At 66.6% G+C, this 15,665-nt stretch carries 15 protein-coding genes; 4 read left to right on the forward strand and 11 right to left on the reverse strand.

What is annotated here, in order from left to right; all coding sequences use genetic code 11:
• Positions 1 to 12: 12 nt before the first annotated feature.
• Positions 13 to 1,419 carry an NAD(P)H-quinone dehydrogenase gene (locus AOP73_RS06335; RefSeq protein ID WP_061963966.1) on the forward strand — a complete coding sequence of 469 codons (1,407 nt, stop codon included), beginning with the start codon at positions 13 to 15 and terminating at the stop codon, positions 1,417 to 1,419.
• 87 nt (positions 1,420 to 1,506) lie between these two features.
• Here AOP73_RS06335 and efeB read toward each other — a convergent pair whose 3' ends face one another.
• The 6 genes from efeB to AOP73_RS06365 form a co-directional block, all read right to left on the reverse strand.
• Complete coding sequence (efeB, locus tag AOP73_RS06340; RefSeq protein ID WP_061963968.1) at positions 1,507 to 2,868, reverse strand: iron uptake transporter deferrochelatase/peroxidase subunit; 1,362 nt, start codon at positions 2,866 to 2,868, stop codon at positions 1,507 to 1,509.
• A 62-nt stretch (positions 2,869 to 2,930) separates the two neighbouring features.
• Complete coding sequence (efeO, locus tag AOP73_RS06345) at positions 2,931 to 4,085, reverse strand: iron uptake system protein EfeO (RefSeq protein WP_061963970.1); 1,155 nt, start codon at positions 4,083 to 4,085, stop codon at positions 2,931 to 2,933.
• Positions 4,086 to 4,110: 25 nt separating this feature from the next.
• A complete protein-coding gene (gene efeU / locus AOP73_RS06350) occupies positions 4,111 to 4,986 on the reverse strand; it encodes an iron uptake transporter permease EfeU (protein WP_061964903.1) in 876 nt (291 codons plus the stop codon).
• Between the two features lie 277 nt (positions 4,987 to 5,263).
• On the reverse strand, positions 5,264 to 7,066 hold the full coding sequence (locus AOP73_RS06355) for an acetyl/propionyl/methylcrotonyl-CoA carboxylase subunit alpha (RefSeq protein WP_061963972.1): 1,803 nt from the start codon (positions 7,064 to 7,066) through the stop codon (positions 5,264 to 5,266).
• Between the two features lie 182 nt (positions 7,067 to 7,248).
• Positions 7,249 to 7,785, reverse strand: coding sequence for a GNAT family N-acetyltransferase (locus tag AOP73_RS06360; RefSeq protein ID WP_061963974.1), 537 nt, complete (start codon positions 7,783 to 7,785; stop codon positions 7,249 to 7,251).
• Positions 7,782 to 8,447, reverse strand: a complete 666-nt coding sequence (locus AOP73_RS06365) for a Maf family protein (protein WP_061963976.1) — start codon at positions 8,445 to 8,447, stop codon at positions 7,782 to 7,784. Before AOP73_RS06365 ends, AOP73_RS06360 begins: the two co-directional genes overlap by 4 nt.
• A 74-nt stretch (positions 8,448 to 8,521) precedes the next feature.
• Here AOP73_RS06365 and AOP73_RS06370 point away from each other — a divergent pair, with 74 nt between their 5' ends.
• Complete coding sequence (locus AOP73_RS06370; protein WP_061963978.1) at positions 8,522 to 8,965, forward strand: hypothetical protein; 444 nt, start codon at positions 8,522 to 8,524, stop codon at positions 8,963 to 8,965.
• Here the strand turns inward: AOP73_RS06370 and AOP73_RS06375 are convergent.
• Positions 8,909 to 10,594: an MFS transporter gene (locus tag AOP73_RS06375; RefSeq protein WP_061963980.1), complete on the reverse strand. Its 1,686-nt coding sequence runs from the start codon at positions 10,592 to 10,594 to the stop codon at positions 8,909 to 8,911. The genes AOP73_RS06370 and AOP73_RS06375 overlap by 57 nt on opposite strands.
• A gap of 144 nt (positions 10,595 to 10,738) precedes the next feature.
• Here AOP73_RS06375 and AOP73_RS06380 point away from each other — a divergent pair, with 144 nt between their 5' ends.
• Positions 10,739 to 11,179: a MarR family winged helix-turn-helix transcriptional regulator gene (locus tag AOP73_RS06380; protein ID WP_061963982.1), complete on the forward strand. Its 441-nt coding sequence runs from the start codon at positions 10,739 to 10,741 to the stop codon at positions 11,177 to 11,179.
• Between the two features lie 33 nt (positions 11,180 to 11,212).
• On the opposite strand, the gene AOP73_RS06385 is transcribed toward AOP73_RS06380, so the two are convergent.
• The 3 genes from AOP73_RS06385 to AOP73_RS06395 are packed head-to-tail and all read right to left on the reverse strand — an operon-like array spanning position 11,213 to position 13,682.
• A complete protein-coding gene (locus tag AOP73_RS06385) occupies positions 11,213 to 11,839 on the reverse strand; it encodes a SanA/YdcF family protein (RefSeq protein WP_061963984.1) in 627 nt (208 codons plus the stop codon).
• On the reverse strand, positions 11,836 to 12,096 hold the full coding sequence (locus AOP73_RS06390; protein WP_236683519.1) for an acyl-CoA carboxylase subunit epsilon: 261 nt from the start codon (positions 12,094 to 12,096) through the stop codon (positions 11,836 to 11,838). The genes AOP73_RS06385 and AOP73_RS06390 overlap by 4 nt, the downstream gene beginning before the upstream one ends.
• Positions 12,093 to 13,682 carry an acyl-CoA carboxylase subunit beta gene (locus AOP73_RS06395; protein ID WP_061963986.1) on the reverse strand — a complete coding sequence of 530 codons (1,590 nt, stop codon included), beginning with the start codon at positions 13,680 to 13,682 and terminating at the stop codon, positions 12,093 to 12,095. Before AOP73_RS06395 ends, AOP73_RS06390 begins: the two co-directional genes overlap by 4 nt.
• A gap of 37 nt (positions 13,683 to 13,719) precedes the next feature.
• On the opposite strand from AOP73_RS06395, the gene AOP73_RS06400 reads away from it, so the two are divergent.
• Positions 13,720 to 14,580, forward strand: coding sequence for a biotin--[acetyl-CoA-carboxylase] ligase (locus tag AOP73_RS06400; RefSeq protein WP_236683520.1), 861 nt, complete (start codon positions 13,720 to 13,722; stop codon positions 14,578 to 14,580).
• 305 nt (positions 14,581 to 14,885) lie between these two features.
• Here AOP73_RS06400 and AOP73_RS06405 read toward each other — a convergent pair whose 3' ends face one another.
• Positions 14,886 to 15,578 (reverse strand): SOS response-associated peptidase, encoded by a 693-nt coding sequence (locus AOP73_RS06405; protein ID WP_061963990.1) that lies wholly within the window; start codon positions 15,576 to 15,578, stop codon positions 14,886 to 14,888.
• Between the last annotated feature and the right edge of the window lie 87 nt (positions 15,579 to 15,665).

Here is a 15,665-nt window from a genome sequence, read left to right on the forward strand (position 1 = left end):
CACAATAGGTACATGGCATCACGCGTCGTCATTATTGGTGGAGGTCCCGGAGGCTACGAAGCGGCAATCGTCGCCCGTAAGCAAGGGGCCGAGGTCACGCTCATCGAGCGTCAGGGACTTGGAGGCAACGCGGTTCTCACGGACGTGGTGCCGTCCAAGACGGTCATCGCCACGGCGGAGTGGCGCACCATTGCGGACCGCGCCCCGTCGCTCGGCATCCGCGACTCCGACGGCTCCGACACCGCCGAGTTTTCGGAGCACTCCGTGGACATGGCAGCAGTCAACGAGCGCATCCAAAAGCTGGTGCTCAAGCAGTCCTTTGACATCGCCCAGAGCATGGCAAAGAACGACGTGCAAGTGGTCGAGGGCACCGGCCGGCTGGTCGGCCCCACCACCGTCGAGACCGAGAACGACACGTTTGAAGCCGATGCCGTCCTCCTCGCGCTCGGCGCCCGCCCCCGCACGCTTCCGACCTGCGAGCCCGATGGCAAGCGGATTCTCACCTGGACCCAGCTCTACGACCTCACCGAACTTCCCCAGCACCTGATTGTGGTGGGATCCGGTGTCACCGGTGCCGAGTTTGCCGGCGCCTACCGACTGCTCGGCAGCGAGGTCACCCTGATCTCCTCGGGCGACCGTGTGCTATCGAATCAGGACCCCGAGGCCTCCGCGCTCATCACCGAGGTATTCGCTACCCGCGGCATGAAGGTGGTGGGAGGCGCGCGCGCGAGTGCGGCCGTCAGCACCGGCGACGGGGTCAAGGTCACGCTTTCAGACGGCACCGTCATCGAAGGCTCGCACTGCCTTATGGCGGTGGGTTCCATCCCCAACACCGCCGACACCGGGCTCGAGGATGCCGGAGTCAACCTGAACAAGAACGGCTATATCGAAGTGGACAGGGTTTCGCGCACCAGCGCGCGAGGCGTCTACGCGGCAGGTGACTGCACCGGCGTGTTCCCCCTCGCATCGGTGGCCGCCACGCAGGGTCGCATCGCCATGGCTCACGCCCTCGGCGACGCCGTCTCCCCGCTCGACTTGGGCCACATCTCCGCGAACGTCTTCACCACGCCGGAGATCGCGTCCGTGGGAGCGACAGAGGCGCAGCTCAAGGAGCGCGGCATCTTCTACGAGGTCTCACGCATGGATCTCGCGCGCAATCCGCGCGCCAAGATGCTCGGCATCGATCAGGGCTTCGTCAAGATCTTCGGTCACACGGTGACCGGTCAGGTGCTGGGAGCGGTGATCGTTGGCTCGCGTGCTGGCGAACACATTTTCCCCCTGTCCCTCGCGGTGTCGCAGCATCTCACGGTGGACCACATTGCCGAGGCGTTCACGGTCTACCCGTCGCTGTCGGGCACCATCTCCGAAGCCGCCCGCCGCCTGCACAACATGACGGACCCACAGAAGGCCCAGGTCTAGCGTCGCCTGAGGGCGACGAGGCGCCGATGCTTCACCGGCCGATGCTGTGGCCGGGATCCTTCGCCCGGTGGGTTGGGGGGTTGTCGCCTAGGCGAATAGCGTCTGCCCGATGTACGCGCCGTCCGGTCCCAACTCGGAACCCAGCGGGATCCCTGGGGGAACCGCGAACAGGGCCGAGCCGGTAGTACGCAGGTACTCGACGGTCATCAGGTCATCGCGTGCCATGCGCTCCTGGATCGGCACGAACTGAGTGCGTGGATCGCGCACGTACGCCAGGAAGAACAGCCCCGCGTCCAGCCGCCCCAGGTTGTCGGCGCCGTCGGTGAAGTTGTATCCACGGCGCAGCATGACCGCCCCGCCATTGTGGTCGGGGTGAGCGATCGCGATATGGCTGTCGGGGGCGATCAGCGGCTCGCCGTCGCGGCCCTCGCGCTCAAAGTCGGGATCGGTGAACTCGCCTCCGCCTGACAGCGGCGCGCCGCTGCCCTTGGTGCGCCCCACCAGAGCTTCCTGCTCGCCCAACGATGTGCGGTCCCAGATCTCCGCGAGAATTCGAATCCGCCGTGCGACGAGGTAGGAGCCGCCGCCCATCCAGGCCTGGCCGTCCTCTGGCTCGGACCACAGCCACTTGTTGACCAACTCGGTCTCCTCGGCGCGCATATTGTGCGTGCCGTCCTTGAAGCCCATGAAGTTGCGGGGAGTGACCTGGTCCGAGGTGGTCGACGAGGTCCGCCCAAACCCGAGCTGGCTCCACTTGATGGCCGCGGCGCCAAAGGCGATGCGTGACAGGTTGCGGATCGCGTGCACGGCCACCTGTGGGTCGTCCGAGCAGGCCTGTATGCAGATGTCCCCACCCACGAAGGTGGGGTCCAGGGTGTCGCCAGCGAACTTTGGCAGGTCAATCAGTTGGTCCGGTCGCTTGTCCGCGAGCCCAAACCGATCCTCGCCGTCCTTCTCAAACAGTGTGGGGCCGAATCCAAAGGTGATGGTCAGCTTGGCGGCGGGTAGGTCTAGCGCCTCACCGGTGTCGTCCGGGGGAGCGGCGTAGTTGCCCCCCGCAGCACCGGTGCCGAGCTCCGAGCCGGCCATGAGCGTCGCGGCCGCCTGCGACCATCGACGCAGCAGGGCAATGAGTTCGTCGCGCGACGACGTGGTGACGTCGAAGGCCGCAAAGTGCATGCGGTCCTGCTGTGAGGTGACGATGCCGCTCTGGTGGTCGCCCAGGAACTCATAGGACGCCGTGGTCGTCGTGGGAGCCGTGCTGCGGCCCACCGCAAACCCGCCGGCGCCCGCGACGGCCGCCGCGCCGACGACGGCGCCCGTGACGCCAAAGACCGTGCGACGCGAGAGGCCCGAGCCGTGGGCAGCATCGGCCGCCTGGGCATCGTCCGTGGTTCCATCCGTTGCGTCAGAAACGTCGGACGACTCGGGCTTCTCGGCGTCGGTCATGGGGTCATTGTTCCAAACGCGCGGGGTGCCACGAAACACGCCGCGTTACCCGACCCCTTCATTTAGAGAACCGCGGCTGCAGTCAGGCGTGACAGCGGCTCGCCCAGGGCGTCCACGGCGCGCGCAAGTTCCTGGATCTGATCGTCGGTGAGGTCCGTGTAGTACGTGAAGCCGTCCTCGACCGAGCCCTGCGCCGCGAGGAGCACCTGCACGGCATCGAAGCGCGCGTCGAGCTCCGTCGCCAGGTCGGGGTCTGTCTGCTCGAGCACGGGGCGCAGCACCCCAAATGCGACCGATGCGCCATCGAGGTTTGCCTGGAAGTCCCACAGGTCGGTGTGCGACCAGGCTTCCTCCTCGCCGGTGATCTTGCCAGCGGCAACCTCGTCGAGGAGCTCCTTGGCGCCATTGCCGATCTGGAAGGCGTCGATCTTGAAGTCCTCAGCATTGACGCGCTTGTTCAGTTCGGCGGTGTCAGAGACAAGGCGGTCGGTGAGCGCCTGGCGCTCCTCCTGGGTGAGCTCGTAGCCCTCCGCGGGCGGGAACAGGTTCTTCTCGATGTGGTGCCAGCCGGTCCACTCCTCGTTCTCCGCGAGGTCGGCCTCGCGCAGGTCCATGGACGGGTCCAGGTCGCCAAAGGCCTCGGCGACGGGCTCGATGCGCTCCCAGTGCACGCGGGTGTCCGCGTACATGTCGGCGGCCGCCTGGTCGTCGCCCGCGAGGTACGCGTCGGCGAAGGCGTCAGTTTTGGTCACGAGCGTCGCAACCTGGTCGCGAACATAAAGCAGGTACTGGTCGGACGCCGCTTGGAGCTGTTCGCCAATCTCGCCCGTGGGGCCGACCTCTTCGCCGGAGTCGGTGACAGTGAATGCTGCCTGGATGCCGTCGCCCACCATGCCCGGCTTGCAGGCGGTGATGTAGTCGCCGGCGGGGACCTGGGCGACGAGCTCGCGTGACAGGCCGGGACCGATGTTCTCCACCTCGGTGATGATGCGCAGTCCGTCGTCCGCGAGCAGATAGAACTCCGTGACGTCATCGCCGTCATTGGTGACCTTGAACACCATCGAACCCGAGGGGGCCGTGTTGGTGGTCAGCTCACAACCGTCGGAGGTGGAGGACACATCGATCGTGCCGTCGGCGGAGGAGGTGTCGTTGGATACGCAGCCGCTGAGGGCGAGCGTGCCGAGGGCGAGCGCGGGCAGGACAAGACGGGCGTTCATGGGGATTCCTTGAGGTTGAGTGGTGCTAGGCGGTGGTGGTCGTGAGAGGCGCGCTGGTGGCTGGCGCCGACGGTTCGGGCTTGGTGGCGGGACGCTTGGGGCCGCCAAATGCCATGCGTACAAACAGCCACATGACAGGAACTACGTAGGCGACCCAGGCGATGGCCTGGAGCACGGTGGTCGCGGAGGAGAAGTTGAAGATGCCCTTCAGTGCGGTGCCGTACCAGGAGCTGGGCGGCACCTGGGCGCTGACGTCGAAGGCGAGGTTGTTCAGGCCGGGCAAGATACCGGCCTCCTGTAGGTCGTGAATGCCGTACGCGAGCACGCCGCCGGCCACAATCACGAGGAAGACTCCGGTCCACTGGAAGAATGCGCGCAGGTTGAGTTTCACCGCGCCGCGGTAGATGAGGTATCCCAGGGCGATCGCAGTGAGCAGACCGAGGACCGCTCCCGTGATGGGCCCAGTACTTGACCCCGCAGCTTCGATGCCGGCCCACAGGAAGAGCGCGGTTTCGAGTCCCTCGCGGCCCACCGCGATGAGCGCCATGCCGACGATCGCGCCCTTGCCGACCGCGATGGCCTTCTCGAGCGCGGTCTCGAGGTTGGTCTTCAGGAAGCGGGCGGTCTTGCCCATCCAGAAGATCATCCAGGTGATCAGCCCCACGGCGACGATGCTGAGCGTGCCGCCGATGGCTTCCTGGGCTTCAAAGCTCAGTCCCTGAGGTCCGAGGGTGAGGATCGCGCCGAACGCGAAGGAGACGATAACGGCGATGCCGATGCCCAACCACACCTGGGGGAGGAGCTCGCGACGGTTGGTCTTGACGAGGTACGCCACCAGGATGCCAATGACAAGTGCAGCCTCGAGGCCTTCTCGCAGGCCGATCAGGTAGTTCGCGAACACGGCGTCGCCTCTCACACATGGGGACACGAAATAAGGATTGCCTTACCTCATTACCGCGAGCGTAGGGGATGGGCGACCGCGTGTCAAAGAAAAGAAACGGTGGTGTTGCTTAAATGCCGGCGGCCGATGCCGGGGCTAGGTGGAGTGCCGTCTGAGCCGGGCGCCCTGCGCCCCAGTGGTACGTGAGTGCGGATGTAGGTGCCAAAACCGCAGCCATGGACCGCAGGGAAACACGGGCGCTGCTAGAGGGTGGCACGAAGGGGCGTGACGGTCGTGACTACGAGGCGTCGGTGACCGCGGCGATGTCCGCGATCTCGCAGATGGCCGTGCCCGAGCTGACCGATGCGCCGACGGCGGCCGTCAGTCCGCGCACGGTGCCCCCCTTGTGCGCCACGAGGGGCTGCTCCATCTTCATGGCCTCGAGGACCACGATCAAGTCGCCTGCGGCCACAGTTGCGCCGTCCTCGACGGCCACCTTCACGATGGTGCCCTGCATAGGTGACGTCAGCGTGGTTCCCGTTGCCGCGCGCGCCGAGCCCGCGGGCTTGCGTGCGCCACGGCGGGTAGGGCCCGGCCTGCGGCCACCCGCACGACCGGCCTGGGCCAGGGCGGCGGGGAGAACCACCTCGAGGCGCTTGCCGCCCACCTCGACAACAACACGCTCGGTTGCCTCTGACTCATCGTCATCGGCGCCATTGGCGGGTGCCTTGCCCAACCCAGCCACGACATCGGCGAAGTCGGACTCGATCCACGTGGTGAAGACGCCAAAGTTTCCGTCGGCCGCCGCGAACTCGGGGGCGTTCAGTACCGCACGGTGGAAGGGCAGCACGGTGGGCATGCCTTCGACGATCATCTCCGACAGCGCCCGGCGCGCCCGTGCGATGGCCTGCTCGCGGGTCGAGCCGGTCACGATGACCTTGGCAATCATGGAGTCGAAGTTGCCGGAGACGGTGTCGCCCTGAACGACGCCGGCGTCGACGCGCACGCCGGGTCCCGACGGGAAATGCAGGCGCGAGATGCGGCCGGGGGCGGGCATGAAGTTCGCTCCCGGGTCCTCGCCGTTGATGCGGAACTCGATGGAGTGGCCGCGGGTGACGGGGTTCAGGTTGGAGATCGGCTCGCCTGCGGCGATGCGGAACTGCTCGACGACCAGGTCCACGCCGGTGACCTCCTCGGTCACGGGGTGCTCCACCTGCAGGCGGGTGTTGACCTCAAGGAAGCTGATGGTGCCATCGGTGCCCACGAGGAACTCGCACGTGCCAGCGCCCTGGTAGCCGGCCTCGCGCAGGATGTTCTCGCTGGCCTCGATGAGCCTGGCGTTCTGCTCGTCGGTCAGGAATGGTGCGGGCGCCTCCTCGACAAGCTTCTGGTGGCGGCGCTGCAGGGAGCAATCCCGGGTGGACACCACGACGACGTTGCCGTGAGCATCCGCGAGGCACTGCGTCTCTACGTGCCGCGGCTTGTCGAGGAAGCGCTCCACAAAGCACTCGCCGCGACCAAAGGCGGCAATCGCCTCGCGGGTGGCTGAGTCGAAGAGCTCGGGGATTTCCTCGCGGGTGCGCGCGACCTTGAGACCACGGCCGCCGCCGCCAAAAGCTGCCTTGATGGCCACGGGGAGACCGAACTCGTCGGCAAAGGCCACCACTTCATCGGCCGATGCTGCGGGTTCCTTGGTGCCTGGCACCAGGGGGGCGCCGGCTCGCTGGGCGATGTGACGCGCGCTGACCTTGTCGCCGAGGCCCTCGATCGCCGCGGGGCTGGGGCCGATCCACACCAGGCCGGCGTCGATCACGGCGCGCGCGAAATCGGCGTTCTCGGCAAGGAAGCCGTAGCCGGGGTGAACGGCCTCGGCTCCTGAGCGGTGAGCGAGCGCGATGATCTTGTCGATATCCAGGTACGTCTCGCGGGCGAGTGCTCCTTCTAGCGAAAAGGCGTCATCCGCCAGGCGCACGTGGGGAGCCTCGCGGTCCGGGTTCGCGTACACGGCGATGGATCGGAGCCCCGCGTCGGCGCAAGCGCGAATGATGCGGACGGCGATCTCGCCACGATTGGCGATGAGGACACTAGAGAAGGCGGGCACTCCGCCACGGTAGCGCGCGGGCCTCCGATGCGACGATCTCTGGCGGCGGTTCTCGCCAAGTTTGGAAGCGAACATAAGTGCTTGCGTCGCGTTTTGGTGGGATCACACAAGGAAATTGGGTGAAAATGCGGCTACGGCCGCGTAGGTTGTGTGCCGTCCACAAAGAGATGCGGTGGTGGCGATCAGTTATTGGCCGGAGCACCGCCGCGCGATGCCTCCCAAACGCGCTCGCCGTCGTGCATGGCCTCGGTCGGTCGTAGCCCGAGGTTCTCCGCGACGCGTGACGATGCGCGGTGGTTGGGCCGGATGAAGGCGCGGAGGCGCCTCACCTCTTGAGTGTTCAGCCAGGTCACCATCGCGGCGGCCGCCTCGGAGGCGGCGCCGGTCCGCTGTGCGTCGGGAGTGATGAGCCACGCCAGATCCGCAACCAATTCGTCCTCCTCATGCGTCAGTGTCGCCTGCACATAGCCGATGGCGCCGCGAGTATCGGTCGTGCGAACGATCCAATTGAGCCAGCCGGCATCGTCCGCGGGGGAGTGGCCGGCGCTCTGCCGGCCGTAACGCTCGCGCAGGGAATCGACGGTGGGTGGCTCTCCGCCGGTGTACTCATAGAGGCTGAGAGGCGCGAGGACTGTCGTCATCTCCACGGCATGGTGGACCGCCAGCGGTTCAAGGCTAAAGCGCTCCGTCTCGAGCTCAATCGCTCGCGGCCAGGTCATAGCGATGTGCCGCCTGACGAGGAGGTGCGAAGCTCGTGAATGGCGACGCCCAGCTCGAGCAACAGTTCCCGGAGCAGCGGCAGGCTCACACCCACCACACCGTGATAGTCGCCTTCGATCGCCGTCACGTAGGGGCCGCCGATGCCATCCACGGTGAACGCTCCGGCCACCTGTAGGGGCTCCCCGGTAGCGATGTAGGCGTCGATCTCCGCGTCGCTCAGATCGGCGAAGTGCACCACGGTAGACGAGGTGGCGCCCAGGGTCCCGGAGGAGCCATCGTCACGGTCGTCGATCAGCCAGTGGCCGCTGTGGAGGGTGCCGGAAGAACCGCGCATCGCATGCCAGCGCTCGCGGGCGTTCTCGGCCGTCTGGGGCTTGCCCAGGATCTCGCCGTTGATCTCCAGCATCGAGTCGCAGCCCAGCACGATGGCGTCGGTGCCATTGGTATTCGACACCTCTTGAGCCTTGGCGCGTGCCAGGGCGAGCACGGCATCGGCGGGGGAGAGGTCGCCGAGGCCGGCGGCGGCGTGCGATGCGCGGGTGGCCGCCAGCACCGCATCCTCGTCCACATCGCTGACGATGACGCGTGGGTGGATGCCTGCCGCGCGCAGCGTGCTGAGGCGGGCGGGGGATTGCGAGGCGAGCACAAAAGAAACGGTCATGGTGGCGAGCCTAACGCGGCCTCGGCTGCGCGCGTTAGGCTCTCGATGGACTAAAAACTTTGAGAGGTTAGGGCATGGCCGAACGTACTCGAGTCACACCACGTCAACTCCTGCGCCGAGTCGGAGTAGTGGGGCTCATCGCGGGCCCGTTACTCCTCATCGTGGGCGTCGCGGGTGCCATCGACGTGGCCCGCGCAGAACCGGGGGCGTCGTCCGTGGCCTACCAGGGTGTGTTCTGTGTCGCGGTAATCCTGTTTGGAATCATTATGTTGGTGCACGGCATCCTCGCGCTGAGGGCGTCGTCGCGACTGCCCGAGGTCGCCCGAGCCTCGGGGGTCAACGACTTCCTCAAGTTCGCGGCTGTCGTCGTTGCTGTGGCGAGTGGCGTTGCGATGATCGTGCTCAACGAGCCGCTGGTCGCGGTCATCGTGGCCCTGACGGCCGCGGCGGTCGTCAGCTCGCTACTCGCGACCGGCAAGGCGCTGGTGGCCACCGAGACCGGCGCCGACCACCGCTGACTCGTCGACGGGGTCGTCCACCACGACGATGCTGTCCGCCAGACCCGCCTCGACAGCCGCCGCGCGCGGCACCCGCTTGGGGATGCCGAATACCGCGATGAAGGCCGCGGCCAACGCGATTCCGGCTCCCACCCACATGGCGGTCGAGTTGCCGAGCATGTAGGCGTCCTTGGCGGCCTCCGCCAGCGCCGCTCCTTGGTCGCCCAGACTGTCCGCGACCTGAAGCCCCCCGGCGAGGGAGCTCTGGGCAGCATCGGCCGCCCGGGCGGGTAGTTCTGTGCCCGCCACCACATCACTCATGCGCGTCTGATAGCCGGCGCTGATCATGGAGCCCAGGATTGCGACGCCGAGCGCGCCGCCCACCTGGCGCGTGGTGTTGCTCATCGCGGAACCCATGCCGGAGCGGTTCTTGGGCACGGACGACATCATCATCGCGGTCGCAGGCGTCATCGTCAGCGACATTCCCACGATCAGCAGCCCCATGGCGCCCAACACCTCGGCGTAGGTGAGATCGGTGGGCCACTGCGACATCCATGCGAAGCCCAACGCCACCAGGATCAGTCCGGGCGTCACGGTCCAGCGAGCGCCCAGCCGCGCCACGATGTTCGGCACGAAGGGGGTGAGGATGAGCATCGGCAGCATGATGGGAATGAACGCGTACGCGGCGGTCAATGGCTCGTAACCCAGGACAAGCTGGAAGATCTGGCTATTGCCAAAGAACGCCGCCATCATCGCGAAGAACGCGAGCGTGACGGCGAGCGCAGAGACGGCGAAGCTGGGGTTCTTGAATAGGCGCAGGTCCAGCAACGGGAATGGTGCGCGCAGCTCCCAGACGATGAATGCCAGCAGGCCCGCCGCTCCGATGCCGAGCGCGATCAGCACCTCGGTGGAGCCCAATCCCTTGAGAGGGGACTCCATGATGCCGAACACGATTCCCGTCAGCGCGATGGTGACGAACAGTCCGCCCCACCAGTCCACGGGGTTGCGATTCTCGTCGCGCGAGTTGGGGACGATGAGCGCGACCCCCACCAGAGACGCGACGGCGACGACGGCGCTGAGAATGAACAGTGAGTGCCAGCTGAAGGACTCGAGTAGGAACCCAGACGCGATCGAGCCCAGGATCATCCCGGCTGAAGAGATGGCGGACCAGATGGCGATGGCCTTGGTGCGCTCGGACTTGGGAAAGACCACGTTGACGGTGGACAGCGTGTTGGGCATGACGAGCGCGGCGCCGAGGCCCATCACGGCACGTGTGCCGATCACCTCGGCGGGTGAGCCAGCGAAGGCCGCAGCGTAGGCCGCGGCGATGGCGTAGATCGCGAGGCCGATGATCATGAGCTTGGCGCGGCCGTAGCGGTCCGAGATTCCCGCCGCCACCATCAGCAGCGAGGCAAACACCAGGGTGAAAGCCTCGACAATCCAGGTCAGGTCGAGCTGCGAGGCGCCCAGGTCGCGTGCCAACGAGGGCAGCGCGAGGTTGAGGCTGGAGTTGGCGAGCACCACCGTGAGGAGTGTGGTGCACAGCACCGCCAGAATCGTCCAGCGACGGCGGAACACGTCGGGAGCGATACCCTCGGCCTCGGCTTGCGCCTGGAGGACGGTGACGCTCGTGGTGACGGGCTTGGCCATGCAGTTCTCCTGAAATTTCTCGAGTGAACGCGCGTCGCTGCGCCGGGGGAATGTCATCAGAATACTTTATGTTTTATGAACTATCAACTGACGCCTGAGAGGATGACCTCGCTATAGTTTCTTGCAAACCGAAATGGGGACCTCATGGAGCGGGACGAACTGCTCGAGAACACGCTCGAATCGCTGGTGCAGTTTCTGCGCGCCTCAAACCCCAAGCAGGGCGACTCCGTTGCGACGGCGAACCTGACGCCACACCAGTTCCGCGCGCTGGTGTTCGTGCTCGTCCACGACAACGCGACCACCACTGACCTGGCCGACTACGTGGGTGTTCACCCCAGCGTCGGCACGGGCATTGTGCAGAAGCTCGTGGGCCGCGGATACGTCACCCGCCTTGAGGACTCGCAGGATCGCCGCATCCGCAGGCTGTCGCTCACCGATCACGGCCGCGAGTTCATCGAGGGCATTGTGGGGGCGGCACGGGAGGGGCGGCGCCGTCAGCTTCAGGTGCTCAGCGAGGAGCAGCTCGCGCAGTTCGGTGACATTCTTGAGACGCTGCGCGCGGGACTTCCCGCCACGAAAGGTTAAACCCCAGGGGGCGAACCGGCCCAGGGCATCGGCCTACGTGGTGCCGTCGGGCACGCGGCGCTGAGCGACGTCCAGAAAGGCCTTGACCGTCGCCGCCGTCTCGCGGACGTAGCCCATCGCGGTGTGCTCGCGGACGATCACGGGCGGATACGCGCCTTGCGCAGAGATGCCGAGTCGTTCGCACAGCCAGACCGCACGGGGCAGGTGGAATTCCTGGCTGACCGCAATCACGCTTTTCACTCCGTAGACATGCCGCGCCCGATGCGCCGAGGAGTAGGTGTCCACACCGCGGGGGTCCGCGGTAATCGCCGAGGCCGGGATGCCCAGGTCGATCGCGACCCGGGCCATGACGGCAGGCTCGTCGAACGAGTGCGCGTGGATGCCGTCGCCACTCATGATCAGGGTGTCGACCACGCCCCGCTTGAAGAGTTCGACCCCGGTCTCGACGCGCTCACGCAGGAATCGTGAGGGGCGGCCATCGGGCCACACCCGGGCGCCCAGGATCAGCGCGGCATCGGCATGAGCAAAGTCGGCCTCGACGGGCTTGACGCTGGCCGCGGTAGTGACTCGCGTGACGGCGGTGGGCAGGGCAATGGCGGCCCCCATCGCGAGCGCGGCACTACCGGCGATCCGCAGCGCGGACGTGCCGCGGTCGTTCATCGCAGGGAGTGGCGCCAGGCGGAGGCGCCGCGGCCCAAGGGGCCGTTGGCGCGACTGCCGCGCATGCTGCGTGCCCTGTCCATCCAAGCGGAGGTGGGGGAGCCGGGCTCGTCCTCCTCCGCATCGGCCACGGTAAATGCCGCCATGCCGGCCACCAATGCCGCGAGCTCAGCATCGTCGGGGGTGCCGCGCACCACCCGCATGCCCGCGGACGATGCTGCGGCGCCCTGGTTCTGGTCAGTTGCGTCGGGCGTCACAGCGGGATGTTTCCGTGCTTCTTGGGCGGCATCGCGGCGCGCTTGGTCCGTAGTGCACGTAGGGCTCGTACCACCTGCTCGCGCGTCTCGGACGGCTCGATGACGGCGTCCACGTAGCCACGGTCGGCGGCGTCGTAGGGGTTCACAATCCGCTCCTCGTAGTCGTCTATCAGGCTCTGGCGTTCGGCCTCGACGTCCCCGCCCTGCTCGGCCACGGTCGCGAGGGTGCGGCGCTGCAGGATGTTGACGGCGCCCGCAGCACCCATGACGGCGATCTGTGCGGTCGGCCACGCGAGGTTCACGTCGGCACCCAACTGCTTGGAGGCCATCACGATGTACGCGCCTCCGTACGCCTTGCGAGTGATAACGGTGACGAGTGGCACGGTGGCCTCGGCATAGGCGTAGATCAGTTTGGCGCCGCGGCGGATGATGCCCTGGTGCTCCTGGTCCACTCCGGGCAGGAAGCCGGGTACATCCACGAACGTCACGACGGGAATGTTGAACGCGTCGCAGGTGCGCACGAATCGCGCAGCCTTCTCCGCGGCGTCGATGTCCAACGTGCCGGCCTTGGCGAGCGGCTGGTTGGCGACGATGCCTACCGAGTGTCCCTCGACGTGGCCGAAGCCCACGACGACGTTGGGAGCGAAGAGCGGCTGGATCTCAAAGAAGTCGCCCTCGTCCAGCACGGCCTCGATGACGGTCTTCATGTCATAGGGCTGGTTGGGGCTGTCGGGGATGATCGTATCGAGCGCCGTGTCCGTGTCGGTGGCCTCGAAATCCGCCTCGTGTTCCCACGTGGGGGCGTCGGACAGGTTGTTCTGCGGCAGGAACTGGAGCAGGTGCTGCACGTATTCGATGGCGTCGGCCTCGTCCTCGGCGAGGTAGTGCGCGACGCCGGACTTCTGGTTGTGGGTCTGGCCGCCGCCCAGTTCCTCGAAGGTGACGTTCTCGCCGGTGACCGACTTGATGACGTCGGGCCCGGTGATGAACATCTGCGACGTGCCATCGGCCATCACGATGAAATCGGTCAGCGCGGGGGAGTACACCGCGCCACCCGCGGACGGGCCCAGGATGATGGAGATCTGGGGGATGACGCCCGATGCTGCGACATTGCGGCGGAAGATCTCCGCGAACTGGGTGAGGGCCGCGACGCCCTCCTGAATGCGCGCGCCGCCGCCGTCCGAGATGCCGATCAGCGGGACGCCGGTGCGTAGCGCAAAATCCTGCATCTTGGCGATCTTCTGACCGTGGACCTCGCCCAACGAGCCGCCAAAAACGGTGAAGTCCTGGCTGTAGACGCACACCTGACGGCCGTCAATGGTTCCGTGGCCGGTGACCACGCCGTCGCCGAACGGGCGGTTGTTGTCCAGGCCAAAGTTGCGCGAGCGGTGGCGATTGAGTGCGTCGAGCTCGACAAAGGAGCCCTCGTCGAGCAGCATGTCGATGCGCTCACGGGCAGTTTTCTTGCCACGGGCGTGCTGCTTTTCCTGCGCGGTCGCCTCGGCGGTGGTGTGTGCTGCGGTGGTCTTCTTGCGAAGGTCCTCGAGCTGGCTCGCGGTGGTCTTGCTTGGACTATTGGTCGACACGTGTCCCCCTTGAATGAACTGCCAGTAGCCTAGCCCGGTGAGTACCCCTTCGCCTGCAGCCGTCGCCCATTCCCGCCGACCCCTTACTACTGAGGGGCTTTCGATGCTGGTGGGGGACAACCGCCCCCTGTCTCAGGTCACGGTGGTCCCCACCTCTCCCTCTACTAACACTGCGGTGTTGGCCAAGGCCGAGGCGAAGCCGGACGAGTGGCCCCACATGAGCGCGCTCGTCGCGGATCACCAAACCGCGGGACGGGGGCGCTCGGGTCGCCAGTGGCAGACTCCCGCTGCGGCTGCGTGCACTATCTCTGTTGTCATCCGCCCCGCGGGTGTTCGACGGGATGCGTACGGCTGGGCGCCGTTGGTGGTGGGCCTCGCGACGGTGCGCGCTCTCAGGACGCTTGGTGTGGGTGCCATGCTGAAGTGGCCGAATGACGTGGTGGTCGAGGCCGGTGTGCGTGAGATCCCCGAGTGGGGCAAGTGGCGCAAGGTGGTGGGCATCTTGTGTGAGACAGTGCCCGGCCAGGACGCAATCGTCGCTGGTATCGGCATCAATGTTTCCCAATCCCCGGGCGAGCTGCCGGTGCCCCACGCGGCCTCACTCGCCACGCTGGGCGCGACCAAGCTGGATCGCGTGGCGCTGCTGCGGGTACTGACCGCCGAACTCGCCGATGCCGTGGGCATGTGGGAGGGCACCGACGACCGCGGCGCGATTCCCGCCTCCGTGGGTGCCGTGTGCGCGACCATCGGCTGGGACGTCGCGGTGGATGTACCTGGCGCGTCGCCGGTGAACGGCCGCGCGGTGGGCCTCAGCCCGCAGGGTGGACTCCTGGTTGAGACCTCCTCGGGAGAGCGCCGCGAGATATTGGCTGGAGACGTGCGCGTCCGTCGCGCCTGAGTCTCGCGTACCCAACCACCAGCGCCGTCGCGCCTCCTTCCGCACGTCCCACGTTCAAGCACCAGAGGTGTCCCGCTCGCTTCCGCAGGTCCCACGTTCACCACCGCCGTTCTGCTTCCTTCCGCCAGCCCCCAGGCGACCGTCGCGCCTCCTTCCGCAGGTCCCACGTTCACCAGCGCCGTCCCGTCGTGAAGGACGAATGTGAGAATCGTCCTTCACGAGGGTGCTCATGACCCTTCCTGAAGGCGTACCTGTGGATTGTCCTTCAGGAAGGGACCGCGGCACGTCTCAGCGCGGTGGAATTGCTACCCTGCGGGCTCCAACAGTGCCGCGGAGTTGTTGCGGACGTTGCCTACGGCCTTGTCGATCGCGTACCACTCGACCTCTTGCGCCGGGGCGGCGATGACGTCGAGCAGCGAGTCCTTGTCCGATTCAGGATCCAGCCAGAGGTCGCGCTGATCCTCGGTGAGCATCACGGGTTGGCGGTCGTGTAGCTCGCGCATCTCGTCGCGCGCAGCGGTAGTCACGATGGTGCACGTGGCCAGCCATGGCGCGTCATCGGCCGAGCCCTTCTCCCGCCAGAACTCGTACAGGCCCGCAAAGGCCAGGGGAGCATCGTCCGATGTGTGGATGTAGTGAGGCGTCTTGACGCCGCCCTCGGTGTGCCATTCGTAGTAGCCGCTCGCGGGGACTAGGCAGCGGCGCTTGGCGAAGGCGGAGCGGAAGGAGGGCTTATCCGCGACGGTCTCGCCGCGCGCGTTGATCATGCGCGACCCCACCGAGGGGTCCTTGGCCCAGGACGGCACCAGGCCCCATTTGGCCGTCTCGCCGATGCGCTGACTTGGGTCGTCTTTAGAGGCGGTCACCAAGATGACCTTCTGAGTTGGCGCGACGTTCCATGACGGGCCGAGGAGGCGCGCGTCGTCGGCGAGGGTGGCGATCTCGAAGGCATCGATCAGCTCTTGCTCGGACAGGAAATTCGCGTAGCGGCCGCACATGCCTCTAGTCTGCCTCGCCGTGTCTACGTCCGCACCCTAGATCTGGGTTGCTCCCGATGCACTACGCACCACGGCGGATCCGCAGTG

Source organism: Demequina aurantiaca (genome assembly GCF_000975135.1).
Lineage (GTDB): Bacteria > Actinomycetota > Actinomycetes > Actinomycetales > Demequinaceae > Demequina > Demequina aurantiaca.